Source organism: Stappia sp. P2PMeth1 (assembly GCF_900185735.1).
Classification (GTDB): Bacteria; Pseudomonadota; Alphaproteobacteria; order Rhizobiales; family Stappiaceae; genus Stappia.
This window is the reverse complement of the sequence record NZ_FYAW01000011.1, coordinates 56,772-81,087: the sequence shown is the minus strand read 5'-3', so window position 1 is coordinate 81,087 and position 24,316 is coordinate 56,772. Positions and strand designations below refer to the sequence as shown.

15 protein-coding genes are annotated in these 24,316 nt (G+C 67.8%); 9 read left to right on the top strand and 6 right to left on the bottom strand.

Going from position 1 to position 24,316, the window contains the following annotated elements; genetic code table 11:
- Positions 1 to 731: 731 nt before the first annotated feature.
- The 3 genes from greA to P2PM1_RS06250 form a co-directional block, all read right to left on the bottom strand.
- The gene (gene greA, locus P2PM1_RS06260; protein WP_186387269.1) at positions 732 to 1,205 is read right to left on the bottom strand and encodes a transcription elongation factor GreA; all 474 of its coding nucleotides are present in this window, start codon (positions 1,203 to 1,205) and stop codon (positions 732 to 734) included.
- A gap of 190 nt (positions 1,206 to 1,395) precedes the next feature.
- Entirely contained in the window at positions 1,396 to 4,710 is a 3,315-nt protein-coding gene (gene carB, locus P2PM1_RS06255) for a carbamoyl-phosphate synthase large subunit (protein WP_186398530.1), read from the bottom strand.
- Between the two features lie 166 nt (positions 4,711 to 4,876).
- On the bottom strand, positions 4,877 to 5,221 hold the full coding sequence (locus tag P2PM1_RS06250) for a helix-turn-helix transcriptional regulator (RefSeq protein ID WP_244293022.1): 345 nt from the start codon (positions 5,219 to 5,221) through the stop codon (positions 4,877 to 4,879).
- Between the two features lie 300 nt (positions 5,222 to 5,521).
- On the opposite strand from P2PM1_RS06250, the gene P2PM1_RS06245 reads away from it, so the two are divergent.
- Both P2PM1_RS06245 and P2PM1_RS06240 read left to right on the top strand, forming a co-directional pair.
- On the top strand, positions 5,522 to 6,565 hold the full coding sequence (locus P2PM1_RS06245) for an AraC family transcriptional regulator (RefSeq protein WP_186387271.1): 1,044 nt from the start codon (positions 5,522 to 5,524) through the stop codon (positions 6,563 to 6,565).
- A gap of 476 nt (positions 6,566 to 7,041) precedes the next feature.
- Positions 7,042 to 7,494, top strand: coding sequence for a MerR family transcriptional regulator (locus tag P2PM1_RS06240; RefSeq protein ID WP_186387272.1), 453 nt, complete (start codon positions 7,042 to 7,044; stop codon positions 7,492 to 7,494).
- 1,205 nt (positions 7,495 to 8,699) lie between these two features.
- Here P2PM1_RS06240 and carA read toward each other — a convergent pair.
- Positions 8,700 to 9,911, bottom strand: a complete 1,212-nt coding sequence (carA, locus tag P2PM1_RS06235; RefSeq protein WP_186398529.1) for a glutamine-hydrolyzing carbamoyl-phosphate synthase small subunit — start codon at positions 9,909 to 9,911, stop codon at positions 8,700 to 8,702.
- Positions 9,912 to 10,154: 243 nt separating this feature from the next.
- Between carA and P2PM1_RS06230 the strand changes: the two genes are divergently transcribed.
- The 6 genes from P2PM1_RS06230 to P2PM1_RS06205 all read left to right on the top strand — a co-directional run bounded on the left by P2PM1_RS06230 (position 10,155) and on the right by P2PM1_RS06205 (position 21,814).
- Positions 10,155 to 10,610, top strand: coding sequence for a GatB/YqeY domain-containing protein (locus tag P2PM1_RS06230; RefSeq protein ID WP_186387274.1), 456 nt, complete (start codon positions 10,155 to 10,157; stop codon positions 10,608 to 10,610).
- Between the two features lie 120 nt (positions 10,611 to 10,730).
- On the top strand, positions 10,731 to 12,827 hold the full coding sequence (dnaG, locus tag P2PM1_RS06225; protein WP_186398528.1) for a DNA primase: 2,097 nt from the start codon (positions 10,731 to 10,733) through the stop codon (positions 12,825 to 12,827).
- Positions 12,828 to 13,390: 563 nt separating this feature from the next.
- The gene (rpoD, locus tag P2PM1_RS06220) at positions 13,391 to 15,421 is read left to right on the top strand and encodes an RNA polymerase sigma factor RpoD (RefSeq protein WP_186398527.1); all 2,031 of its coding nucleotides are present in this window, start codon (positions 13,391 to 13,393) and stop codon (positions 15,419 to 15,421) included.
- Positions 15,422 to 16,172: 751 nt separating this feature from the next.
- Positions 16,173 to 17,555, top strand: coding sequence for a DUF930 domain-containing protein (locus P2PM1_RS06215; RefSeq protein ID WP_186398526.1), 1,383 nt, complete (start codon positions 16,173 to 16,175; stop codon positions 17,553 to 17,555).
- An 844-nt stretch (positions 17,556 to 18,399) separates the two neighbouring features.
- The gene (locus P2PM1_RS06210; protein ID WP_186398525.1) at positions 18,400 to 20,079 is read left to right on the top strand and encodes a toll/interleukin-1 receptor domain-containing protein; all 1,680 of its coding nucleotides are present in this window, start codon (positions 18,400 to 18,402) and stop codon (positions 20,077 to 20,079) included.
- Between the two features lie 1,345 nt (positions 20,080 to 21,424).
- On the top strand, positions 21,425 to 21,814 hold the full coding sequence (locus P2PM1_RS06205; protein WP_186398524.1) for a DoxX family protein: 390 nt from the start codon (positions 21,425 to 21,427) through the stop codon (positions 21,812 to 21,814).
- A gap of 68 nt (positions 21,815 to 21,882) precedes the next feature.
- Here the strand turns inward: P2PM1_RS06205 and P2PM1_RS06200 are convergent, their stop codons facing one another.
- Positions 21,883 to 22,758, bottom strand: coding sequence for a LysR family transcriptional regulator (locus P2PM1_RS06200; RefSeq protein WP_186398523.1), 876 nt, complete (start codon positions 22,756 to 22,758; stop codon positions 21,883 to 21,885).
- 125 nt (positions 22,759 to 22,883) lie between these two features.
- On the opposite strand from P2PM1_RS06200, the gene P2PM1_RS06195 reads away from it, so the two are divergent.
- On the top strand, positions 22,884 to 23,591 hold the full coding sequence (locus P2PM1_RS06195; RefSeq protein WP_186398522.1) for a glutathione S-transferase family protein: 708 nt from the start codon (positions 22,884 to 22,886) through the stop codon (positions 23,589 to 23,591).
- A gap of 18 nt (positions 23,592 to 23,609) precedes the next feature.
- Here the strand turns inward: P2PM1_RS06195 and P2PM1_RS06190 are convergent, their stop codons facing one another.
- Positions 23,610 to 24,236 carry a TetR/AcrR family transcriptional regulator gene (locus tag P2PM1_RS06190; RefSeq protein WP_305849905.1) on the bottom strand — a complete coding sequence of 209 codons (627 nt, stop codon included), beginning with the start codon at positions 24,234 to 24,236 and terminating at the stop codon, positions 23,610 to 23,612.
- Between the last annotated feature and the right edge of the window lie 80 nt (positions 24,237 to 24,316).

Genomic DNA, 24,316 nt, shown 5'->3' with positions numbered 1-24,316 from the left:
CGAAAATTGAGACGGCGGCTCCGAACGGGTCGGACGGCTCGTCCTGTCGGACACCCGGCGCGCCTGCATCGCCACCGGTTCCGGGATCGGCCAACGGCCGTTCGGCAAGCCGTCCGCAGGGGCGGGAGCGGGTGGCGAAGGCGCTTCCTGTCTCGGTTCCGTTCGCGCCAGGAAGGCGGCCGCAAGGGCGCGGGTTCCGGATTTATCCCCCACGCGATTTTTCAAGGGTGGAGGATAAGAGAGCTGGGCGGTTGCGGAGGCGCTTTTTGCAAGGGGCCGGCGCCGTGGCTCGCCGGCCCCGGGTCGCGCTTCGCTTGCCCGGGATGACGAAGAGAGAGGGCGGTGCGCGGAGGAGGAGGACGATCAGTGAGCCAGCCGATGAACTGATCAGCCAATCGGACACACCACCGAACCACCGATCTGAAGAGCAGCCCGGCGGACAACCGGTCATGCGGACAATCAGGAGATCATGCGGCCAGACGATCAGCCGATCAGACGATCTGAAGAGCAGCCCGGCAGGCAACCGGTCATGCGGACGACCGGTCATGCAGGCGAACTGCGGATCAGTCGCACTGCCGGTCAGCCGATCACCCAAACGGGCGATCAGTCCATCTGTCGGCCAGTTCGGCAGGCAACCGGTCATGCGGACGAACTGCGGATCAGTCGAACCACCGAACCGCCGATCGGACAAGAAGCCCGACCGGCAACCGGTGATGCGGCCGAGCCGCGGATCAGCCGAAGGTGACGTTGATGATCTCGTAGGCACGGGCGCCGCCGGGCGCGGTGACCTCGACGCTGTCGCCGACGGCCTTGCCGATCAGCGCGCGGGCGATGGGCGAGGAGATCGAGATGCGGCCGAGCTTCACGTCCGCCTCGACATCGCCGACGATCATGTACTTCTTCTCTTCCTCGGTGTCCTCGTCGATGAGGGTGACCGTGGCGCCGAACTTGATCGTGTCGCCGGACAGCTTGGTGACGTCGATCACCTCGGCGCGGCCGAGCTTGTCCTCAAGCTCGCTGATGCGACCCTCGTTGAGGCTCTGCTGTTCCTTGGCGGCGTGATACTCGGCGTTCTCCGACAGGTCGCCATGGGCGCGCGCTTCGGAGATCGCCTGGATGATGCGCGGCCGCTCTTCCGACATCCGCTGCTTCAGCTCCTTCTCGAGCATGGCATAGCCAGCGCTTGTCATCGGAACCTTTTCCATAGGTCTTCGACCCTTCTTCTTCGCGCCGCCCACAGACGTCGCGCGTCAAAAAAAATGACGCCCGGCAGGGCTTGGCCCGGCCGGAACGCTCACAAGACTCAGGTCCGGAGTCACTCGTGCCTGAACTCACTCAGACTCAGAGCCATTCAGACCCGGAGTTACACCCTCGTGATTTCAGGCCCTCGTGATTTCAGGCCTTCGTGAAGTAGGCCTGCAACGGAACCACTTCAAGGTTGCCCGAGGCATAGGCCTCGATCCCCTTTGCGGCCGCGATCGCACCAGCCAAGGTCGTGTAATACGGCACCTTGTGCAGCAGGGCCGCGCGGCGCAGCGACCTGCTGTCGGAGAGAGCCTGGGCGCCTTCGGTCGTGTTGAAGACGAGCTGGACTTCCCCGTTCTTGATAGCATCGACGATGTGCGGCCGGCCTTCAAGCACCTTGTTCACCTTGTCGCAGGAAATACCCTGCTTCTCCAGGAAGCTCTGGGTGCCGTGGGTGGCGATGATCCTGAAGCCGATCCGCGCCAGGCGGCGGATCGGATCGAGCACCCGCTCCTTGTCGGCATCGCGCACCGAGACGAACACCGTGCCGCTGGTCGGCACGCGCGTGCCGGAGCCGAGCTGCGACTTGGCGAAGGCCACCTCGAACGTGCCGTTGAGGCCCATCACCTCGCCGGTGGAGCGCATCTCAGGGCCGAGCACCGTGTCGACGCCGGGGAAGCGGGCGAAGGGGAACACCGCCTCCTTGACCGCGACATGGTCGAGCGTCTCGCTCTTCAGGCCGAAGGAGGCGAGCGGCTCGCCGGCCATCACCCGCGCGGCGATCTTGGCGATCGGCACGCCGACGGTCTTGGCGACGAAGGGCACGGTGCGCGAGGCGCGCGGGTTGACCTCCAGCACGAAGATCTCGCCGTCCTTGATGGCGTACTGGACGTTCATCAGGCCGCCGACGGCCAGCGCCTTCGCCAGCACCTCGGTCTGGCGGGTGAGCTCGGCCACCATCTCCTCGGAGAGCGAATAGGGCGGCAGCGAGCAGGCGCTGTCGCCCGAGTGAATGCCGGCCTCCTCGATATGCTCCATGATGCCGCAGACGAAGACGTCCTTGCCGTCGGCGAGCGCGTCGACATCGACCTCGATGGCGCCGTCGAGATAGCGGTCGAACAGCAGCGGGTTCTTGCCGAGCACCGTGTTGATCTGGCCGGTCTTGTCGTTCGGATACTTGGCGCGCACGTCGGCCGGCACCAGCTCCGGCAGGGTGCCGAGCAGATAGGCGTTGAGCGCGTCCTCGTCGCGGATGATCTGCATGGCGCGGCCGCCGAGCACATAGGACGGGCGCACGACCAGCGGCAGGCCGAGCTCGGCGACGATCAGCCGGCTCTGCTCGACCGAATAGGCGATGCCGTTCTGCGGCTGCTTCAGGCCCTGGCGGTGCAGCAGCTTCTGGAAGCGGTCGCGGTCCTCCGCAAGGTCGATCATGTCCGGCGCGGTGCCAAGGATCGGCACGTCGGCCTCGACCAGGGCCTGGGCGAGCTTCAGCGGCGTCTGGCCGCCGAACTGGACGATGACGCCGTGCAGCGTGCCGTTGGTCTGTTCGGTGCGCAGGATCTCCAGCACGTCCTCGGCCGTCAGCGGCTCGAAATACAGCCGGTCCGAGGTGTCGTAGTCGGTGGAGACGGTCTCCGGGTTGCAGTTGACCATGATGGTCTCGAAGCCGACGTCCTGCAGCGCGAAGGCGGCATGGCAGCAGCAATAGTCGAACTCGATGCCCTGGCCGATCCGGTTCGGGCCGCCGCCGAGGATCACCACCTTCTTCCTGTCGCTCGGCCGCGCCTCGTCGGCGAGCTTGCCGGCAAACGGCGTCTCATAGGTGGAGTACATATAGGCGGTCGGCGAGGCGAATTCGGCAGCGCAGGTGTCGATGCGCTTGTAGACCGGGTGCACGTCGAGCTTGCCGCGCAGCGCCTTGACGTCGGCCTCGTCGAGACCGGCGAGCGAGGCAAGGCGCGCATCGGAAAAGCCCATCGCCTTGAGGCCGCGCATGGCGACCGCATTGTCCGGCAGGCCGTGGGCGCGCACCTTCTCCTCGGTGTCGACGATGGCCTTGAGCTGGCGCAGGAACCACGGATCGATGTGGCAGGAGCGGTAGACCTGGTCGATATCGGTGCCGAGGCGGAAGGCCTGGGCGCATTTGAGCAGGCGGTCCGGCGTCGGCGAGGCGAGCGCGGCGCGGATGGCGTTCTTGTCGTCGTTCTGGCCAAGGCCGGGGATCTCGACCTCGTCGAGGCCGGTGAGGCCGGTCTCGAGGCCGCGCAGCGCCTTCTGCAGGCTCTCGGCGAAGGTGCGGCCGATGGCCATGACCTCGCCGACCGACTTCATGGCGGTGGTCAGGGTCGGCTCGGCGCCGGGGAACTTCTCGAAGGCGAAGCGCGGGATCTTGGTGACGACATAGTCGATCGACGGCTCGAACGAGGCCGGGGTGGCGCCGCCGGTGATGTCGTTCTCCAGCTCGTCCAGCGTGTAGCCGATGGCGAGCTTCGCCGCGACCTTGGCGATCGGGAAGCCGGTCGCCTTGGAGGCGAGCGCGGAGGAGCGCGACACGCGCGGGTTCATCTCGATGACGATGAGGCGGCCGTTCTGCGGATTGACCGCGAACTGGACGTTGGAGCCGCCGGTCTCGACGCCGATCTCGCGCAGCACCGCAAGGCTTGCGTCGCGCATGATCTGGTATTCCTTGTCGGTCAGCGTCAGCGCCGGCGCGACGGTGATGGAATCACCGGTATGCACGCCCATCGGGTCGATGTTCTCGATGGAGCAGATGATGATGCAGTTGTCCGCGCGGTCGCGGACCACCTCCATCTCGTATTCCTTCCAGCCGATCACCGATTCCTCGACCAGGACCTCGGTGGTCGGCGAGGCGTCGAGGCCGCGCTCGATGATGTCGAGATATTCCTCGCGGTTGTAGGCGATGCCGCCGCCGGTGCCGCCGAGGGTGAAGGAGGGGCGGATGATCGCCGGCAGGCCGATGTCGTCGAGCGCGTCGAGCGCTTCGCCCAGCGAATGGGCGAGACGCGAGCGCGGCGTCTCCAGGCCGATCTTCTCCATCGCCAGGCGGAACAGCTCGCGGTCCTCGGCCTTGTCGATGGCCTCGGCGGTGGCGCCGATCATCTCGACGCCGTATTTCTCCAGCACGCCCATCTTCTTCAGGGACAGGGCGCAGTTCAGCGCCGTCTGGCCGCCCATCGTCGGCAGCAGCGCGTCCGGGCGCTCCTTCTCGATGATCATGGCGACGATCTCGGGCGTGATCGGCTCGATATAGGTGGCATCGGCGAGATCCGGATCGGTCATGATCGTCGCCGGATTGGAGTTCACCAGGATGACCCGATAGCCTTCCTCGCGCAGCGCCTTGCAGGCCTGGGTTCCCGAGTAATCGAACTCGCAGGCCTGGCCGATGATGATCGGCCCGGCGCCGATGATCAGGATCGAGGAGATGTCTGTGCGTCTGGGCATACTGGGCTCGCGGCTGGCCTTCGCCGGCTCCCCCGCACGGGCGGGATCCGGTCGCTGGCGACTTGATGGGTGAAATCTACGGCTGAGCGCGCCTTATAGGCAAAAAGCGCGGGAGGCGAAACCCCATCCGCGCGATGTTTCCAGCTCCTGGCGCGGGGGCGTGCGGTCACGCGCCGACGGCCGGCTCGGAGGCGGGAGACGCCGCGGCGGACGAGGCGGGCGGAAGGGCGGCGCGAAGGGGGGCGCCGAGCGGCGCCGGAACCGGTGCGAGGCCGTCGAAATCGGCGATGCCGGCGGAGAGCGCAAAGCAGGCGAGGCGCACCGCCTTGGGGATCTCGACCGGACGGCCGTTGCGGTCGCCCTTCTCGTAATACTGGATCATCCGCTTCTTGAGGCCGAGCACCTCGGCGGCGTCCTTCTGCTTCAGCCCGAGCGACTTGCGCCACTTGCGGAACAGTTCGGGCGTCATCGAGGGAGCGGTCGGGGAGCGATCTTCGCGGGGGGGCGCCATGGGCCGTCTCGTCGGGTTCGCGTTGGTCTTGCGCCGGGTGTTGCGTTTCGAGTGTGGCGTTTCGAGCGTGGCGTTTGCGGTGGAAAACGCCGCGCCTGAAGCGCAACCTTTGCGCCCGACTTGATGTGACGCGGGCACGCAAAAGTCAAACGGCAATCAGCGCGTTTACCCTGATCGGGACGCGTCCGACGCGAGCTTCCATAATCGCGATCGTTTCATATACTATCCGCGGCGGTCCGGCCCCCGGATCCTGCCCTACCGGCGCAGCCTGCCGGTCTCCCTGGACGGATCGTTGCCGAAATGCTGGTGAGATACGATGTGGCCGCCTCGGCGGATACGCTTCTCATTCATTCCCGCGCCCAGATCGGCCTTGCGGATTACTGCCGGCTGCGCGGCGTTCCCTTCGACGCGGTGCTGCGCGAGAGCGGACTGGACCGGGACCCCGTCAGCGCCTCGCTGGGCGGCTATATCAGCCTGCGCGCCCATAACAGCGCGCTGGAGACGGCGAGCCGGCTGGCCGGCGACGATACGTTCGGCCTCGGCTGGACCCGCTCGCTCGGCCCCGGACCGGAGGACACGGTGTCGCTGGCGCTGCGCCACGCCCCGGACTTCCGCACGGCGCTGGAGACCAGCGCCCGCTTCACGCGCATCGTCGTCGATGCCGCCGAGATCCGGGTCGAGTTCGACGGCGAGGAGGCGGAGGTCGCCTTCGGCTTCTCGCCGGAACTGGTGCGCTGCGACCAGTTGCACGACCGGGTGGCCAGCAAGGTGTTCACCCGGCTGATGCGCATCGGCGGCGGCACGGTGCAGCCGCTGGCGGTGCGCCTTGGGCGCGCGCGCCCGCTCAATGTCGGGCTGCACGACCTGTTCTACGGCGTGCCGGTGCGCTTCGGCGGGCCGCGCAACAGCCTGCGCTTCCGAATCGCCGGCGGACGCGGGGCCAATCCCTTGCGCGACGACGACCTGTTCGCCGCCCTGTGCGAATTGAACCGGCGCCGGCTCGACGACCGGCGGCGGGCGGAGGACTTCGTGGCGATGGTCAACGATGCCATTGCCGAGCGGATCGCCGATCCGCTGCTGACGATCGCGGAAGTCGCCCGCGACATGGCGATCAGCGTCAGGGCGCTGCAGCGCCGGCTGGCCGAACGGGACACGAGCTTCCAGGCCCTGCATGACGGGGTGCGCCGCCGCATGGCCGCCGACTACCTGGCCCAGACCGAGCTGCCGATCTCCGAGATCGCCTTCCGGCTCGGCTTCTCGGCGGTGGGCAATTTCTCGCGGGCGGCGCGGCGCTGGTTCGGCCGGCCGCCGAGCGAGTGCCGGCGCGGCGCCCTGGTGGGCTGATCCGGCGGCATCTGCCGTAACGACACGGGTCAGGTCTTGGGAGAGGTCGCGGGGGCAGGCAGAACGCCCGCGGTGCGCGGGGCGAACCGCCCGCCGGCTCTGTCGTTTCACGTATATACTTTCGTCTTAAAGGATCTCTTCTGGAGAAACGATTTTCCTGAATTTCGGATGCCGGTTTGTTTTCTTATGTCCTTCATTTGTATGACTTTGCATAATACCTGTTGTTGTAAAGATCAGCCCGATTATTCACCAGGTATCGGATAGTGATATTACGTTTGTTGCCGTTGTGCCGGAGGGCAGGCTTTCTCGTGACCTCTTCGCCTGGAACAGGTGCCTGACGTTTTTTTCTCGAAACGAACGTAAGGATAAAAGATTGGCACGTAGGGAGAAGGTCGTGACGGAAAGGTGGTGGCATAGTTTGCGCCGTTGTGCGCGTTCCGGGCCGCGCCATTCGATCGGGACCTATGGAAAGTGAAATGACGGAACTCTCCAGAACTTCTGCGTTCGGACCGGACCTTGCAGGTCCGATCCAGATCGACGGCAAGAACGAGGCGCGGCTCTCCATCGCCGAGATGGCCGAAACCTTCGGCGTCACCCTGCGGGCGCTGCGCTTCTACGAGGAAAAGGCCTTGCTGCGCCCGGAGCGCAAGGGCGCGCGCCGCTTCTACGGCGCCCGCGAGATCGGGCGGATGAAGGTGATCCTGCAGGCCAAGCGGATCGGTCTGACCCTGGTCGAGATTCGCGAGGTGATCGCGCTTCTGGAAGGCAAGACCGGCCGCATGTCGCAGCTTCGCGCCCTGCGCGAGATGTGCGCGCGCCAGGAAGAGCTGCTGAACGAGCAACTCGCCCAGATCAGGGATCAGGCGAAGGAGACCACGGATGTCCTCGCCGCGCTCGACGGGCTGATCGAGGCCAATCCGCAGGCGTGACCAAGGGGCCGCGCGCCCTGCGATCGAGACAAGCAGCGCCGTCCGGGATGCCGGGCGGCGTTTTCGTGTGGGGGCGGGTGTTGCGGTCCGACGTCATCAACTCTGTTGTTGGATCTGGTCTCTGAGCCCGGTCGCTCCCCCTGTCCGCGGTCATCACGGGCAAGGCGAAGCCGCGATCCGGGATCGGTGCCCTTGGCAGGCGCGAGACGGGAGCGCGTTGCCACCGCCCCGGCTGTCATACCTGCGAAGGCAGTTATCCAGTATCCGCCGGGGCTGGTGGTGGCGTGAAGCTAGCCGCCTCCGGCGTTCCGGCGGCCGTCGGTGACCCTGTGGCACCGTCACGGCTCGATCCGCGCGACCTGTGGTTACTGGGTCCCGGTCTTCGGCTGCGCCGAAACCGGGACGACAGGCTGAGCGTGGGGTTCGTGCGGGCGCGTCCTCGCCACCGCTCTGGCAGCCAATGGCCCCCGGCTCTGCGCTTGCGCGCGGCCGGGGTGACCTCGGAGGGGGCGCGGGGTCTTTGCCAGTCTCACCGGCTGTCGTCTCGGCCATGCCTCCCTCTCGGACGTCGTCCCGGACGAGGCCGAAGGCCGAAGATCCGGGATCCATTGGTGCCCTCGGCAGGCGTGAGGCGGGAGCGCGTTGCCACCGCCCCGGCTGTCATACCTGCGAAGGCAGGTATCCAGTATCCGCCGGGGCGGATGGCGGCGCCAAGGCAGCAGCCTCCGGCCTGGTGGCGGCAGCGCCGGGACCTCACTCGAACCGTTCGGGGTTACTGTTGCCGGTCTTCGGCTTCACTGAGACCGGGACGACAGGCTGAGCGTGGGGCATGGCCTGTGCGTGTTTCGCTGCCGCTCTGGGAACGAATAGACCCCGGCTCTCCGGCTTCGCCTGCGGCCGGGGTGACGGCAGAGGGGATGGGGCGAGGCGGTGAGTGAAGGCCAGGCCGCGCACTTTCTCAGGACGTCGTCCCGGACGAGGCCGAAGGCCGAAGATCCGGGAACCATTGGCGCCCTCGGCAGGCGTGAGACGGGAGCGCGTTGCCACCTCAACGGCCGTCATGCCTGCGAAGGCAGGTATCCAGTATCCGCCGGGGTGGGCAGGAGCACGAAGGCGTCTCCCCGGAGCAAAAGAAAACGCCGCCCGCGAGGCGGGCGGCGTGGCGTGCGTTTGATGCAGTCAGATGAGGGGCCGCGATGCGCCGGTCAGGCGGCGGCGTCCTTTTCCGGGATCGCCGGGGTGCCGGCGCGGGCGCGCATCAGGTTGGTGAAGCGGCGGAACAGGTAATGGCTGTCGCGCGGGCCGGGCGAGGCTTCCGGGTGGTACTGCACCGAGAAGACCGGCCTGTCCTTGAGCCGCAACCCGCAATTGGAGCCGTCGAACAGCGAGACATGGGTCTCCTCGACCGCCTCCGGCAGGCTCTTGGCATCGACCGCGAAGCCGTGGTTCATCGAGGTGATCTCGACCTTGCCGGTGGTGCGGTCGAAGACCGGATGATTGGCGCCGTGATGGCCCTGATGCATCTTCATGGTGTCGCCGCCAAGGGCGAGCGCCAGCATCTGGTGGCCGAGGCAGATGCCGAAGACCGGCAGGCCGCTCGCGACCAGATCGCGGATCACCGGCACGGCATATTCGCCGGTCGCCGCCGGATCGCCCGGACCGTTGGACAGGAACACGCCGTCGGGCTTGCGCGACAGCACATCCTCAGCGCTCGCATCGGCGGGCAGCACCGTCACCTTGCAGCCGGCATCGGTCAGAAGCCGCAGGATGTTGCGCTTGATGCCGTAGTCGATGGCGACGACGTTGAATTCACCGCCCTCGCGCGTCCCGTAGCCCTGGTCCCAGACCCAGGGGGTCTGCGTCCAGCCGTAGCTCTGCGAGGAGGTGACGTCCTTGGCAAGGTCCATGCCGACGAGACCCGGCCAGTTGCGGGCGGCAAGCTTAAGTGCCTCGATGTCGAACTTGCCGTCCGGATCATGGGCGATCACCGCATTGGCGGCGCCGGTCTCGCGGATCAGGGCGGTGAGGGCGCGGGTGTCGATGCCCGACAGGCCGATGATGCCGCGCGCCTTCAACCAGGCATCGAAATGCCGGGAGGCGCGGTAATTGGCCGGCTCGGTGACGTCGGCGCGGACGATCGCCCCGCGCACGCCGGAGGCCGAGGCCATGTTGACGGTCTCGACATCCTCCTCGTTCGTCCCCACATTTCCGATATGCGGAAAGGTGAAAGTGACGATCTGCCCGGCATAGGAGGGATCGGTGAGGATCTCCTCATAGCCGGTGAGGGCGGTGTTGAAGCAGACTTCGGCACAGGCCTGGCCGGTGGCGCCGAAGCCCTGGCCCTCGATCACTGTGCCGTCGGCCAGGACGAGAACGGCCGTGGTCGGCGGCGCGGACCAGACGTCGGCGGTCGTCATATCTTGCTTTCCCGATCGGTTCGATGACATGATTTCGCTGAGCGCGCCTTGACGGAGCGGGGCTCGGCTGTCAACGGTGCGGCTCGCGCGGCACTCTAGGGGAAGCGCGCGTGAGGGTCAACTGACTGACTTTATAAAAATAATCCTTGAAAATCAACGAGATGGACGAGGTGTCCGGCAGTGGAGCCGAAGCTTTGAGGAAAGTTTCCGCGCTTCCGTCCCGGGCAAACGACAGGGCAGAGCATGCGTGAGAGGATCGATGCGGCGTTGCAGGACGCCGTGGAGAACGACGACAAGCGGCGGGCGGCGACGCTGAGGCTGGTGCAGGTGGCGATCCGCGACCGCGATGCCCGCTGCCGCGAGCTCGGTCACGACGTCGTGCCGGACACGGAGATCCGCGAGATCCTCAACAAGATGCTGCGCCAGCGCGAGGGTTCGGCCCGCGACTACGAGGAGGCGGGCCAGATCGACCTTGCCGCCGAGGAGCGCGAGGAGATGGCGATCATCCAGGAATTCCTGCCGCCCCAGTTCGACGAGCGGGCAATGCAGAACGCCTGCGAGGACGTGGTGCGCGACATCAACGCGCGGGGCCTGCGCGACATGGGCCGCTGCATGAGCGCGCTGAAGGAACGCTATCCGGGGCAGATGGACTTCGTGCGGGCGAGCTGCATGGTCAAGGATCTGCTGCGCAGCGAATAGGCGCGCCTCCGCGCCGGTGGAATTTTCCGCCGGTCTGTCCTACCTTGATCCTGAAGGCTGGCGCAGCCGCCCCGAAAGGGGCCGCGCGCCGGCGATGCCGCTGTCGAAAGCCCGTAGCCCATGCGATTTTCCCCCGGTCTCCTCGACGAGATTCGTGCCCGAGTGCCGTTGTCGGAGGTGGTGGCGCGGCGGGTGAGCTGGGACCGGCGCAAGTCGCAGCCGGCGCGCGGCGACTTCTGGGCCTGCTGCCCGTTCCACCAGGAAAAGACCCCGAGCTTCCATGTCGACGACCGGCGCGGCCGCTACAAGTGCTTCGGCTGCGGCGCCTCGGGCGATCATTTCCGCTTCCTGACCGAGACGGAGGGGCTGGCCTTTCCCGAGGCGGTGGAGCGGCTGGCCGAGCAGGCGGGCGTGGCGCTGCCGGCGCCCGATCCGCAGGCGGCGGCGCGGGCGGCCGAGCGCGCCAGCCTTGCGGAAATCTGCGAGATGGCGGCGCGCTTCTTCCAGGACGCGCTGGCGATGAGCGGCGGCGAGCAGGCGCGCGATTATGTCGCCCGCCGCCGGCTGCGCCCGGAGACAGTGCGCGAGTTCCGCATCGGCTTCGCCCCGAACGGGCGCGACGCCCTGAAGCGGCATCTGATCGGCAAGGGCGTCGACGAGGCCTCGATGGTGGAGGCCGGGCTGGTGATCCGCCCGGACGACGGGCGGCCGACCTATGACCGCTTCCGCAACCGGCTGATGATCCCGATCCAGGACGAGCGCGGCCGGGTGATCGCCTTTGGCGGGCGCACGCTCGACCCCGACGGCCAGCCGAAATATCTCAACTCGCCGGAGACGCCGCTGTTCCACAAGGGCATGATGGTCTTCAACTTCCACCGCGCCCGCGAGCCGGCCCATCGCAGCGGCCAGGCGGTGGTGGTGGAAGGCTATATGGACGCCATCGCCATCGCCCAGGCCGGCATGGGCAATGTGGTGGCCGCGCTCGGCACCGCCTTTACCGAGGAGCAGGTCGGCCGGCTGTGGCGGCTGGCGCCCGAACCGGTGATCTGCTTCGACGGCGATGCGGCCGGCATCGCCGCCGCGCACCGGGCGGTCGACCGCATCCTGCCGGGGCTGCGCAGCGGCCATTCCTTCAGCTTCGTCTTCCTGCCCGACGGCAAGGACCCGGACGACCTGATCGCGCAAGGCGGGCTGGCCGCCTTCACCAAGGCGCTGGCGGGTTCGCAGCCGCTGATCGACGTGTTGTGGTCGCGCGAGGTGGACGCGGCGCGCATCGATACGCCGGAGCGGCGCGCGGCGCTGGAAAAGAGCCTCGACGACCTGGTGCGCACCATCGCCGACGAGCGGGTGCGGCGCGGCTACCAGCTCGACATCCGGCTGCGGCTGTCCAACCTGTTCTACCGGCAGGCGCGGGCCGTGCGCGGCCAGAACTTCGGCCAGGGCGGCGGCCAGGGAAGCGGCCAGAATTTCGGACAGGCTTTCGGACAGGGAAACGCGTTCCAGCAGGTGCCGTCCGGCCAGGCGCGCGGCTCGGATCTGCCGGAAAGCTCGATGTTCGGCCATGAGCGGATGCTGTGCGGGCTGTGCCTGAAATATCCCGAACTGCTGGAGCGGCATGTGGAGCGGCTGGCGCAGGCGCAGTTCGGCGACATGCTGCATGCGCGCTTTCGCGACGAATTGTGCCGCATCGCCACCGAGCTGCAGGACGTGCCGGTGAGCGGTTTCTTCGAGACGCTGGACACGCGCTTCTTCCAGATCCTGTCCGAGGCGCTGGACGGGCCGGAGGAGGCGGGCAGCGGCTCAGGCAGTGGCTCGGGCAGTGGCTCGGGCAGTGGCTCGGGCGGGGGGCGGCGGATGGTCGCCCGTTTCCACGATCTGTTGCAGCGGCTGCCGATCCTGCGGCACGAGCCGCCGGCGGAGTTCATCGAGGACCTGTTCTGCCACACTCTCGACGTGCTGGAGCTGCGCGCGCTGGAGCAGGATCTCGATGCGGAACTGGCGGCGCTCGGCGACGGGCTCGACGAGGCGGACTGGGAGCGCATCCGTGCCCAGTCGCAGGACCTTGCCCGCCGGCGCGAGGAATGCGCCCGCATCGAGCAGGAGATTGCCGAACGGGGCAAGGTGTTCCGCTCGGCCCGCCCGGTCGCCGCCACGCCGGCGGGGGCGGCGGCGCGCGCACGCGCGGCGATAGCGCAAGGGGCGGCCGCCGGCGGCTGATGCGAGCCTGTGGATCGCAGACGCTCTTTGGTTGACGGCCAACGAATCACTCTTGCGAATCCGGACCTTTGCGCTACATAAGCACTTCAGGCAGCATCCAGAGCCGCGCCAGGCCAGCCACGCAGACCCGGTCCCAGGACAAGGGGTCGCAAGCCGTGACAGGGAGCCGACATGGCGGCATGAAATCATTTTGCCTGCCGAGATCCCGCGTGGAACCGGATGGCCGGAGCGTCAGGCGCTTTTCGGCCAGGCCGGTGTCTGGTCTTGTCGAACCGGTTTGCAGGGTTAAGTGGCACTTAACGGACAGCGACTAAGACTGGCTTTCTGTCCCCCCCGGCGTGGCGGCGCGTCGCGGGCAGGGGATCCGCATGGCCGAAAGGCCGTGGCCGGCACGGGATCCGGTATTCCGCCGCGACATGAATGACTCAGCCGGTCCTCCGGCTTTCCGGGCGCGATAGGCGCGGAAAGCGGAACCGGGCCCGCAAGGCGGGCACTGAGCGAGACGAACGACAGACCACGAACGACAGCGCCAGGCCGCAGGGCCGGCGGGGCCGGAGACAGCAATGGCAGCCAAATCGACGCAGGCGGAAGAGACCCAGGAACCCGCGACCGAGACCTCCGACGGTCCGCTTCTCGATCTCTCCGATGCCGCGGTCAAGCGGATGATCAAGCTCGCCAAGAAGCGCGGCTATGTGACCTATGAGGAGCTCAACGAGGTGCTCCCCTCCGAGGAGGTCACCTCGGAGCAGATCGAGGACACGATGGCGATGCTGTCCGACATGGGCATCAACGTCATCGAGGAAGAAGAGGCCGAGGAGGCCCAGGCGGACGACCAGGGCGGCGAGATCGTCGAGGCGAGCCCGACCACGGTCGCCAAGACCACGGCGAAGGAGCCGACCGACCGCACCGACGACCCCGTGCGCATGTATCTGCGCGAGATGGGCTCGGTCGAGCTGTTGTCGCGCGAGGGCGAGATCGCCATCGCCAAGCGCATCGAGGCCGGCCGCGAGGCGATGATCGCCGGGCTCTGCGAGAGCCCGCTGACCTTCCAGGCCATCATCATCTGGCGGGACGAGCTCAACGAGGGCAAGGTCCTGCTGCGCGACATCATCGATCTCGAGGCGACCTATGCCGGCCCCGACTTCCGCGGCGACGATGCCGAGGAGAGCGAGGAGGAGGGCGCCACTGAGGGCGGCAGCGCCGGCACCGCCGGCGCGGCCCGCGAGGACACCGCCCGCGAGGGCGGCCGCCCGGCAGGCGAGGCCGAAGCCTCCGGCGAGACCGAGGGCGAGGGCGACGGCGAGGAGGACGACGAGTTCGAGGCGAACATCTCGCTCTCCGCGATGGAGGCCGAGCTGAAGCCGAAGGTGCTGGAGACCTTCGACCGCATCGCCGACGACTACAAGAAGCTGCGCCGGCTGCAGGACCAGCTCGTCGAGAACAAGCTCGCCAACAAGACCCTGTCGCCCTCCCAGGAGCGCCGCTACAAGAAGCTGAAGGAAGACATCGTCGTCGATGTGAAGAGCCTGTCGCTGAACCAGCAGCGCATCGACGCGCTGGTCGCCCAGCTCTACGACATCAACAAGCGGCTGATGGGCTATGAGGGGCGGCTGCTGCGCCTCGCCGACAGCCACGGCGTCGACCGCGGCGACTTCCTGAAGCAGTACCAGGGCAACGAGCTGGACCCGAACTGGATCCGCAAGGTCGCCAATCTTGCCTCCAAGGGCTGGAAGAACTTCGTCGCCCAGGAGAAGGAAACGATCCGCGAGCTGCGCCAGGAGATCCAGAGCCTTGCCTCTGAGACCGGCCTGGAGACGGCCGAGTTCCGCCGCATCGTCTCGATGGTGCAGAAGGGCGAGCGCGAGGCGCGCATCGCCAAGAAGGAGATGGTGGAGGCGAACCTGCGCCTCGTCATCTCCATCGCCAAGAAATACACCAATCGCGGCCTGCAGTTCCTGGACCTGATCCAGGAGGGCAATATCGGTCTGATGAAGGCGGTCGACAAGTTCGAGTACCGGCGCGGCTACAAGTTCTCCACCTATGCGACCTGGTGGATCCGGCAGGCGATCACCCGCTCGATCGCCGACCAGGCCCGCACGATCCGCATCCCGGTGCATATGATCGAGACGATCAACAAGATCGTGCGCACCTCGCGCCAGATGCTGCACGAGATCGGCCGCGAGCCGACCCCGGAAGAGCTGGCCGAAAAGCTGCAGATGCCGCTGGAAAAGGTCCGCAAGGTGCTGAAGATCGCCAAGGAGCCGATCTCGCTCGAGACGCCGATCGGCGACGAGGAGGACAGCCACCTCGGCGACTTCATCGAGGACAAGAACGCGGTGCTGCCGATCGACGCGGCGATCCAGTCGAACCTGCGTGAGACGACGACGCGGGTGCTGGCCTCGCTCACCCCGCGCGAGGAGCGCGTGTTGCGCATGCGCTTCGGCATCGGCATGAACACCGACCACACGCTGGAGGAAGTCGGCCAGCAGTTCTCGGTGACGCGCGAACGTATCCGCCAGATCGAGGCGAAGGCGCTGAGGAAGCTCAAGCACCCCTCGCGCTCGCGCAAGCTGCGCTCGTTCCTCGACAGCTAGGCGCGCGGCGTTTTCCGGCGCGGAAGGACCCTTCGGGGGTGGTTCTGGGGATGGTTCTGGGGATGGTTCTGGGGATGGCTTTGGGGCCCGGCGGCAACGCCGGGCCCTGTCGTTTGGGGCGTCCTCGCTGCCGCTCTGGCAACGAATAGCCCCCGGCTCTCCGGCTTCGCCTGCGGCCGGGGTGACGGCCGAGAGGATGTGAGGCCTCGCCTCCCTCTCGGAGGTCATCCCGGTCGCGCGTGAGCGCGAACCGGGAACCATTGGCCTTCTCAGCGGAGGTTTGTCGCACTCGACCTTTCCCCGCGTCTCCCCGGACGGGCATCGCGAGATCCGGAAGCGGGGAGGCACGGCGGGTGTGGGGACGGCCGGGAGCGCCCCCATAGGCCCTCGGCTCGCCGGTCCCGGCTCGGCGCTCGCGCGCCGTCCGGGAGGACGCGGGGAGGGACTGCCGCGCCGGAGGACGCAGGGAGGGGCGTACCATCGATCACGCTCGCGCGAGAGCGGGGCGGCGCGCGTTTGCCGCCTCCCTTTTTCCCCGAAGCTGGGGTAGGCGTAGCAGCGGGCGGGCGACACACGCGGCCCGACCCACCAACCGGAGAGACGGGGCCCGACCCTGAGACAGCCGAGCGACACTGAGGAGCCGGGGTTTTTCCCCTCGCCGCCGGGCGAGCGGGCGGGCGACGCCGTGCCCGCGCCCCCCGTCGTGTCCCCTGTTGTGTCCCCTGTCGTACCTCCTGCCGCGCCCGCCGCTATGCCGGATGTCGCGGCCGAGGCCGCCCCCGGCGAGGCCGCGAGGCAACCGGGCGAGGGGCCGGCCGGGCGCGGGCGGATCGGCGCCGGCCTTGCCCTGTCGCTGCTGCTGCACGGGGCGATTGCCGCATTGGTGTTGCTCGGCCCGGAGGCGGCGCGCGTGCTGCCTCCCGTCACCGACGAGCCGATCGAGGTGGTGCTGGTCGCCCCGCCGCCGCCCGCGCGGGACGAGAACCAGCCGGCGGAGGAGGAGGGGGCGCAGGCCGAGCCGCCGCCCCCGCCCGCCCCGGAAGAGGAGCCGGCGGAAGAGCCGGCTGCCGAGGACGCGGAGCAAGAGGAGCAACCGGCCGCGGAGACGCCGCCCGAGCCGCAGGAGCCGCCGCTCCCCCAGTCGGAGACGGCCGCGGCGCCGCGCGTGCTCATCCCCGTCACCGAATTCGCCGAGGAGGACAGCGGCGGCACTGAGCGGGACGGCGAGATCGCCGCGCGCGAGAGCACCGACCCTCCCAGCGAGCCCACGCCCGACGCAGGCGGGGAAGCGCAGGCGGACGAGGCGCCCGCCGGGACTAACACTGAGGCTGGCACTGAGACTGGTGAGCAGGCTGGCGAGCAGGCTGGCGAGGGCGCGCCGCAAGAGGAGGCCGCCGCGCCGGAGATGGAGACGGCTGACGAGCCGGCCGACGCGCCGGCTGAGCAGCCGGAGCCGGAGACAGAGACGGAGACAGAGACGGAGGTGGCGGCGCTGACCGATCCGGGCCGCACCGAGACAGCGACGGATGTCGAGGTGCCCGCGGCGCTGGCGGCAGCGGGTGACGAGATCGGCGACGTGATCGGCGAGGGCATCGGCCTGCCACGGGCAAAGCCGGAGGAGATCGCCCGCCTTGCCGAGGCGCCCGCCGATCCCCGCGCGCGGGCCGAGGCGGTGGCGCGGGCGATTGCCGCGACGACGCCGGGCTCCGGCGGGCTGGACTTCGCCCGCCCCGGCAGGGGCGCCGGAAGCGGGCTTTCCGGGGATCTGGCCGGCGGTACGACGGCAACACGCCTGTTCTCGCGCGAGATTTCCGACGATCCGCGCATGCGCACGGCGATGAACGGCATGCCGCACTCGGCCCGTGTCGACCTGTTGTGCATGACCGAATTGCGGGCGCAGCTAAGGGTCGCGACGCCCCCCTATCACGCCGACCTTCTGCCCTCGTTCCGGCTGGAGAGCGGCACGGTGCTGGAGCCGCGCCGGGCGGCCTTCCGCGCCGGCGGCCAGTGGTACGACCTCGCCTTCCGCTGCGAATTGAACACGCAGGTGACCCGCGTCGAACGCTTCACCTTCCGCGTCGGCGCGCCGGTGCCGCGTTCGGACTGGTCGGCCCGCGGCTTCCCGAGGAATTGAGGCGAGGGCTTGCATCATCGGCGGGCGCTGGACAGTCCGGCGGCGCGCCAAGCCCTGAAAGCCCTGAAAGGCCCGTTGAAAGAGGTTGTTGTTTCTCGAGGCTCCCGCCAGACTGGCGTTGGGGAACGCGCTGCGGCGCGGCACTGCGGGGGCAGGCTTGGCGGAAGAGCACGAACGGCCGAAGATCGACAGTCCGGAAGCACTGGAAGCGTGGCTGAAAGACAAGCCGGTAGAGTGGGCGCAGGTCATTGCCGTGCGCGCGGCGCTGCGGGTGTTTCCGCTGGTGTTTGACGTGTATAAAATCTTGCGGACAGAGCAGTTTGATCACAGAATAAAAATATTCCTCCTAGATTCATATTTTGTGGCATTTAATTTATTCAACTCCTCGAAATATAGACGCATTCTAATAAGCAGAAGGCTGTCTCTTGTTTATAGAGGCGAGGCTAACTCTCTTATTTCCGACAGAGGCGAAAGACAATCTGAGACCATTAGACAGTCTACGGCAGTCACTTCGGTCACCAGGTCAATTGCTGCGATCGAAAAGTCTGCTGGTACGTTTTTCCATGACGGCCAATCGGCTCTCGCTGCGGCTAGCTATAGTGCGGAAGCTTGTAGGGATGCAGCTTATGCATATTCTGGAGATGGAGTTGCTGCAGAATCGGCCCACGCCCTAGCTTGGGAGGCGCTGTCGTCTGATTGTTTTTGGCTATCGGCTTCAGATGAGCAAGGAAGTTTAATTGACCAACCACTTTGGCTTTGGGATGCCGGGAGTGATCGATCCCACCAGCCGGATCCTCCACCTTGGGTCCTTCAGCCATTTGACAGTTTTGCAGCGCGAGACGAGGTGAAGAACGGGCCCTGGGGGCTGGTCGTCGACTGGTACCGAGCGATCCTGAAAAACTCTCCCAATGCAAAGCCGCGCAGCCTTTTTGGCCAGAAGGCGGATATCGCCATCGCCACCCGACCGAACGAGTTCTGGACGGTTTCGAACGCGCGATCCGCTGAAGATATCCTGAGTGAAATCGCTGAGATCGGAGGGTATGAGCCGTCCTATACATTGGCGGAAAATTCGTCTTTGACGGAGGTCGAGATCTTGCGGTTCCTTGAGGAGGTCCGGCGTCCGGCCACGCTTGAGGAAATCCACGCCGAGGTGACCGCCTCTCACCCTAGCCACACTATTTCGGTTGTTCAGTGGCGGCTGGAAACACTGGAAAGAGGCAGCAGAATTATCAGGACAAGTGAGGGCCTCTACGTCCACCCCAAGTGGACGAACGACAACGCTCCCGACTGGGATTTCTTCCTGTCCTACAGTCAGCATGACCTCGCCGTTGCCAGGCGCATCTCCGACGTGTTGGAGGACGAGGGCTACGCGGTCTTCTCGCAGTTCAACGACATGACGGCCGGCAAGAGCTTCGTCGGCGAAATGAACAGAGGCCTTGCGGGCATGGGGCGGATGATCGCGGCCTATTCGCCCGACTATTTTTCCTCAAGCCACTGCCAGTCGGAATGGGAAGCGGCGTATACGGCCGATCCTTCGGGCAAGAAGGGCAAGATCGTGCCGTTCATGGTGCGGCCCTGCGATCCGCCTCCACTCGCCCGCCGGCTGGTCTGGACCTCTCTGCTGGGTCTTTCTCCCGAAGAGGAACGCGCAGCGGTGCTGAGGGCCGTTCGCGGCGGGCCTACGCCTCGCGACCGTGTGGCACAGAGAGCGGCCATGAAGGCTGCCGCAAGTCCGGATGTCGGCCTCGATCCGAGCGGCCAAAAGCTCGATGCATTGCCCAACAAGGTATTCGACCAGCCCTTTGTCGATGAGGATCTGTTCGAGCTGCCGGAGCGGCTGCGAGGCCTCATCGGCACAATCCTGGATGTACTCGAGGGGAGAAACGCGCCTCGCGGTCTGGCGACGGCGCTTCGCAGTTATGTAGCGGAACTGGAGGCGCGGGGGGCGAATTGCAGCCTCGGTGTGCTGCGCGACCAGATGGCCTTCGTCGAGGCGGAGGTGGACGATCCGGAAGCCGAATACTGGTGTTCGGGAGCCGGGCTCAAGACCTCCATCGCCACTCTGCGACGGCATCATGCGCTGTTGCTCACCCACTATCCGCTCGATCAGGAGCGCGAGCGCCTGCTTCGCGCGGTCGAGATCGACGAGGAGAAGTTCAGCCCGGACGAGAGCCGGAAGCTGCGGGACGAGATCCGGGACGCGGTCAGGGAAGCTCTCGCGGATGACAGCGTCACGGAGGGCTATCGCGATGCCGTGGAGAACCGGGCCCGCGTCGTTCGCGATACTCTCGACCTGCGCACGCCGGACGTGCCGACGGATGGCGATCCCGAATACACCCAGCGGGAGCAGGATCGCCGCAACCGTGTCAGGGATGCGAAGAAGCGCGCTCTCGCCCAGGAGGCGGCACTGGCCGACAAGACGCTGGATGTGATCGGCAAAATGGCGAAGATCGCCGACTCGCCGGCCGTGCAGAAACTGGCGAGATCGATGCGGGATCTGGCGGAGTGGTTCTGGTCCTCGTGATTGGCCCCCTGACCGCCGGTTGTGCCCCCGCGCGCCTCACGGGGCTCCCGCTTTCGCCGTGTTCCGGTTCAGGCTGGCCCCTGCCTCTCCCCGCGTCATTCCGGGCGAGCATCGCGAGACCCGGAACCGGGGAGGCACGGCGGGTGTGGCGTCGTTCGGGCGCGCGGCCGAGAGGCTCTTGGCTCGCCGGTCCCGGCTCGGCGCTCCGCCGTGCCCGGGAGGACGCGAGGAGGGGGCGGAGCGGGAGGACGCAACACGGGTGCGGAGTGCCGCCTCTGCCGCTCTGGGAACGAATAGCCCCCGGCTCTCCGGCTTCGCCTGCGGCCGGGGTGACCTCCGAGGGTGGGGCGTGGCCGTGCCTCCCCCACGGAGGTCATCCCGGTCGCGCGTGAGCGCGAACCGGGAACCAATGGCCCCCTCAGCGGATGCTTGTCGCACTTGATCTCTCCCCGCGTCATTCCGGGCGAGCATCGCGAGACCCGGAACCGGGGAGGCACGGCGGGTGTGGCGTCGTTCGGGCGCGCGGCCGAGAGGCTCTTGGCTCGCCGGTCCCGGGTCGCGGCTTCGCCTTGCCCGGGAGGACGCGAGGAGGGGGCGGAGCGGGAGGACGCAACACGGGTGCGGAGTGCCGCCTCTGCCGCTCTGGGAACGAATAGCCCCCGGCTCTCCGGCTTCGCCTGCGGCCGGGGTGACCTCCGAGGGTGGGGCGTGGCCGTGCCTCCCCCACGGAGGTCATCCCGGTCGCGCGTGAGCGCGAACCGGGAACCAATGGCCCCCTCAGCGGATGTTTGTCGCACTTGATCTCTCCCCGCGTCATTCCGGGCGAGCATCGCGAGACCCGGAACCGGGGAGGCACGGCGGGTGTGGCGTCGTTCGGGAGCGCGGCCGAGAGGCTCTTGGCTCGCCGGTCCCGGCTCGGCGCTCGCGCGCCGTCCGGGAGGACGCGAGGAGGGGGCGGAGCGGGAGGACGCCAAGGAGAGGTTCGCGCTCCATCGCCGGCGCCGCACACCCCCCTCTGTCGGCTGCGCCGACATCTCCCCCTCATCTCTTTCGCGGGGGGGGGGGAGAGGGGCGCGCGTGGCTCGGCCAGCGTGTCGTCGCCAGCGCTCTGGCAACCAATAGCCCCCGGTTCTCGCGATGCTCGTCCGGGGCGACCTCCGAGAGGATGCGAGGTCGGGCGTCACTCTCAGGGGGCGTCCCGGTTATCCCCGTCCTCTCGCCGCACGGGGCTCCCCCTTTCGCCGTATTCCGGCATAGGCTGGCATCTGCCGCGCCGGGATCTCGTCCGTATCGGGTTCAAAGGGCGGGCGCCCACAATCGGGAGCGCGGCGCGAAGGAGGCTGGAATGAATTTCCTCAAGGGCTATTCCGCACCGCTGCTCAGCGTCTTCCGCATCGCGGCGGGCCTGCTGTTCCTGCAGCACGGCACCACCAAATATCTCAGCCTGCCGCCGACGCAGATGTCCGGCGCCTCGCCGATGACTATGGGCGGCGCGGCCGGCCTGATCGAGCTGGTGTGCGGCGCGCTGATCGTCCTCGGCCTGTTCACCCGGCCGGCCGCGTTCCTCGCCTCCGGCACGATGGCGGTCGCCTATTTCATGGTGCATGCGCCGCAGAACTTCTACCCGATCCTCAACGGCGGCGAGCTGGCGGCGCTCTACTGCTTCGCCTTCCTGTATCTTTCGGCGGCGGGCCCCGGCCCGATCAGCATCGACCGGATGCGCGGCGCGGCCTGAGGGTTCTCGCGCAGGACCATGATCCTGTGGGTGCGGCAGCAGTGCCGCGCCCGTTTGCCATCCCGGGCTCACGTCTCGACAAGGGCCTCGATGACCGCGCGCACGGCCGGCAGCACGCCGCGCCGATGCGGGGTGAGAATGGTCGTCGTGATGGTGCCGGCGCGCCAGCCGGGCAGGAGGGGGTGCAGCTCCCCGTCCTTCAGCGCACCGGCCGCGACATGCTGCGGCAGGCAGGCAATGCCGAGGCCGGCGCAGGCGGCGGCAAGCAGCATGCCGGCCTCGTCCAGCGACAGGCGGGTGCCGGGCCGGACTTCGGCGCGGGCGCCGTCCGGCCCTTCCATCTGCCAGGGCGCAGCGTTGCCGATGTCGATCAGCTCGTGACCGGCGAGGTCGGCCGGGGTCTGCGGCGTGCCGGCGCGCCGGAGATAGGCGGGCGCGGCGGCGAGGATCACCGCTTCCTCCGACAGGCGCCGCTGCATCAGCCCGGAATCGGGCAGCGGCCCACGGTGGCTGCGCAGGGCGATGTCGAAATCCTCATGGGCAAGGTCGACGAACCGGTCGCTAACATGCAGCTTCAGCGAGAGTTTCGGGTGGCGCTGCAGGATCGTCGCGAGCTTCGGCGCCAGATGGAAACGGGAGACGGGCACGGAGGCGGTGAGGCGGACCGTGCCGCTCGGCTCGGCAAGACGGCGGCGCACGACGGCCTCGGCCGCCTCCGCCTCGATCACCGCCGCGCGGGCATGCTCATAGACGTCGCGGCCGACCTCGGTGAGGCGGAAGCTGCGGGAGCTGCGATGCACCAGCCGGACGCCGAGCTGGCGCTCCAGCTCGGCAACGCGCTTGGCGACGGTGGATTTCGGCGCGCCGGACAGGCGGCTCGCAGCGGCAAAGCCGCCGCCCTCCACCGCCCGGACGAAGAAGCGCAGGTCATTGAGATTATACATGCCAGTCGTCCATATCTGTGGACTTGAAGCGGGCGGATTGGCGGCTACAGCAGCAGCGTCCATGATTGCATAGTCCCGGCATCCGGGCGAGACCCCTCGCCCCGCAAGCAAAGGGACACGACATCATGACCCCGATCCTGTTTTACGGCGTGCCGGCGGGCTGCTCCTTCGGCTCCATCGTCGCGCTGGAATGGCTGGAGGTCCCGTATCGGCTGTGCCGCATCGACATGGCCGGCGAGGAGATCCGCAGCGAGGCCTATCGGCGGATCAACCCGGTCGCCGAGACGCCGAGCCTTGCCACGACCGACGGACGGCTGGTGGCGGAGAGCATGGCGATCCTCAATCACCTGGCGCCGCAGGGTGCGGAAAAGGGCCTCGGCTTTCGCCAGGGGACGGCGGGCTTCGACCGGCTGAACCAGATGCTGGCCTTTCTCAACACGGCGCTGTTCGACGGGTTCAGCCCGCTCTGGCATGCCTATGAGCACGGCGTCGAGGGCGAGGCGAAGGCAGCGCTCGCCGCCTATGCGCGGGAAAAGCTTCAGGCCGCCCATGCGCAACTGGAGCGGATGCTGGGCGAGGGACCGTATCTGCTGGGCGGGAACCGGACGCTGGCCGATGCCTATTTCCACGGGATCGCGCGCTGGGCCGAGTATCACGGCGTGCCGGACCGCAGCGCCTTCCCGCGCCTGCAGGGGCTGTTCGATCGTCTGGCGGACGATCCGGCGGTGCGCTTTGCCGCCGGCATGGAAGCGGGCGAGGAGGCGGCGTCCACCGGCGGGTTCCTCGGCCATGTGCGGCTGGAGGCGGCGCTCGAGGAACTGGGGCTCGCCTGACCCGCGCGGGAGCGGGTGTTACTGCTCCGGGGCGAGCAAGCCGTCGATGAGTGCCGCGAAGACGGCGAGGAAGCCGGCCTCATTGGCGCCCGAGGCGATGTCCAGCGCGGCGCGGTCGAAGGCGGCGGAGAGCACGCCCGTCAGCGCATCGAGCGGCAGGGGGCGCAAGCTGCCCTGCCCAAGCGCCTCCGCCAGCCCCTCGCGCAGGGTGCGGCCGGCATGCAGGGCGTCGAGGCGCATGGCCTCACGGGGGCCGAGGGCCGCCGGCCCGTCGACCAGCAGGATGCGGCAGCGGCCGGGCGCGCGCATCGCCGCAAAGTAAGCCCGCGCGCCGGCAAGCAGCGCCGCGCGCGCGGACGGCGCCTCGGACGAGCCGTCCTCAATCTCCCGCGCGACCGCCCGGCTTTCCGCCTCGAAGACGGCGGCGAAGAGCGCGGTCTTGTCGGCGAAATGGTGATAGAGCGCGCCGCGCGTCACGCCGGCAGCAGTGACGATCTCCGGCGTCGAGGTGTCGGCGAAGCCCTTTTCCGCGAACAGGCGCCGGCCGGCGGCGATCAGCTCGCCGCGCATTTCGGCGGAGCGCTCGGAATTGCCGCGGCCCTTGCCGCGCCGCCGGTCGGGCTTTTCGGTCATCGTATGGTCCATCGGCTCGTCCCTTTACATACAAACTGTCTGTATGTATATGGATACAGGCTGCATGTATGTGACATGCGGCGGTGCCGGCA

What these genes read in the sequence shown, in the direction of transcription:
- carB (WP_186398530.1), bottom strand. Translation starts at nt 4,710, where the DNA reads ATGCCCAGACGCACAGACATCTCCTCGATCCTGATCATCGGCGCCGGG.
- P2PM1_RS06200 (WP_186398523.1), bottom strand. Translation starts at nt 22,758, where the DNA reads ATGTATAATCTCAATGACCTGCGCTTCTTCGTCCGGGCGGTGGAGGGC.
- P2PM1_RS06230 (WP_186387274.1), top strand. Translation starts at nt 10,155, where the DNA reads ATGCGTGAGAGGATCGATGCGGCGTTGCAGGACGCCGTGGAGAACGAC.
- P2PM1_RS06190 (WP_305849905.1), bottom strand. Translation starts at nt 24,236, where the DNA reads ATGGACCATACGATGACCGAAAAGCCCGACCGGCGGCGCGGCAAGGGC.
- carA (WP_186398529.1), bottom strand. Translation starts at nt 9,911, where the DNA reads ATGACGACCGCCGACGTCTGGTCCGCGCCGCCGACCACGGCCGTTCTC.
- dnaG (WP_186398528.1), top strand. Translation starts at nt 10,731, where the DNA reads ATGCGATTTTCCCCCGGTCTCCTCGACGAGATTCGTGCCCGAGTGCCG.
- P2PM1_RS06250 (WP_244293022.1), bottom strand. Translation starts at nt 5,221, where the DNA reads ATGGCGCCCCCCCGCGAAGATCGCTCCCCGACCGCTCCCTCGATGACG.
- rpoD (WP_186398527.1), top strand. Translation starts at nt 13,391, where the DNA reads ATGGCAGCCAAATCGACGCAGGCGGAAGAGACCCAGGAACCCGCGACC.
- P2PM1_RS06245 (WP_186387271.1), top strand. Translation starts at nt 5,522, where the DNA reads ATGCTGGTGAGATACGATGTGGCCGCCTCGGCGGATACGCTTCTCATT.
- P2PM1_RS06240 (WP_186387272.1), top strand. Translation starts at nt 7,042, where the DNA reads ATGACGGAACTCTCCAGAACTTCTGCGTTCGGACCGGACCTTGCAGGT.
- P2PM1_RS06215 (WP_186398526.1), top strand. Translation starts at nt 16,173, where the DNA reads ATGCCGGATGTCGCGGCCGAGGCCGCCCCCGGCGAGGCCGCGAGGCAA.
- greA (WP_186387269.1), bottom strand. Translation starts at nt 1,205, where the DNA reads ATGGAAAAGGTTCCGATGACAAGCGCTGGCTATGCCATGCTCGAGAAG.
- P2PM1_RS06205 (WP_186398524.1), top strand. Translation starts at nt 21,425, where the DNA reads ATGAATTTCCTCAAGGGCTATTCCGCACCGCTGCTCAGCGTCTTCCGC.
- P2PM1_RS06195 (WP_186398522.1), top strand. Translation starts at nt 22,884, where the DNA reads ATGACCCCGATCCTGTTTTACGGCGTGCCGGCGGGCTGCTCCTTCGGC.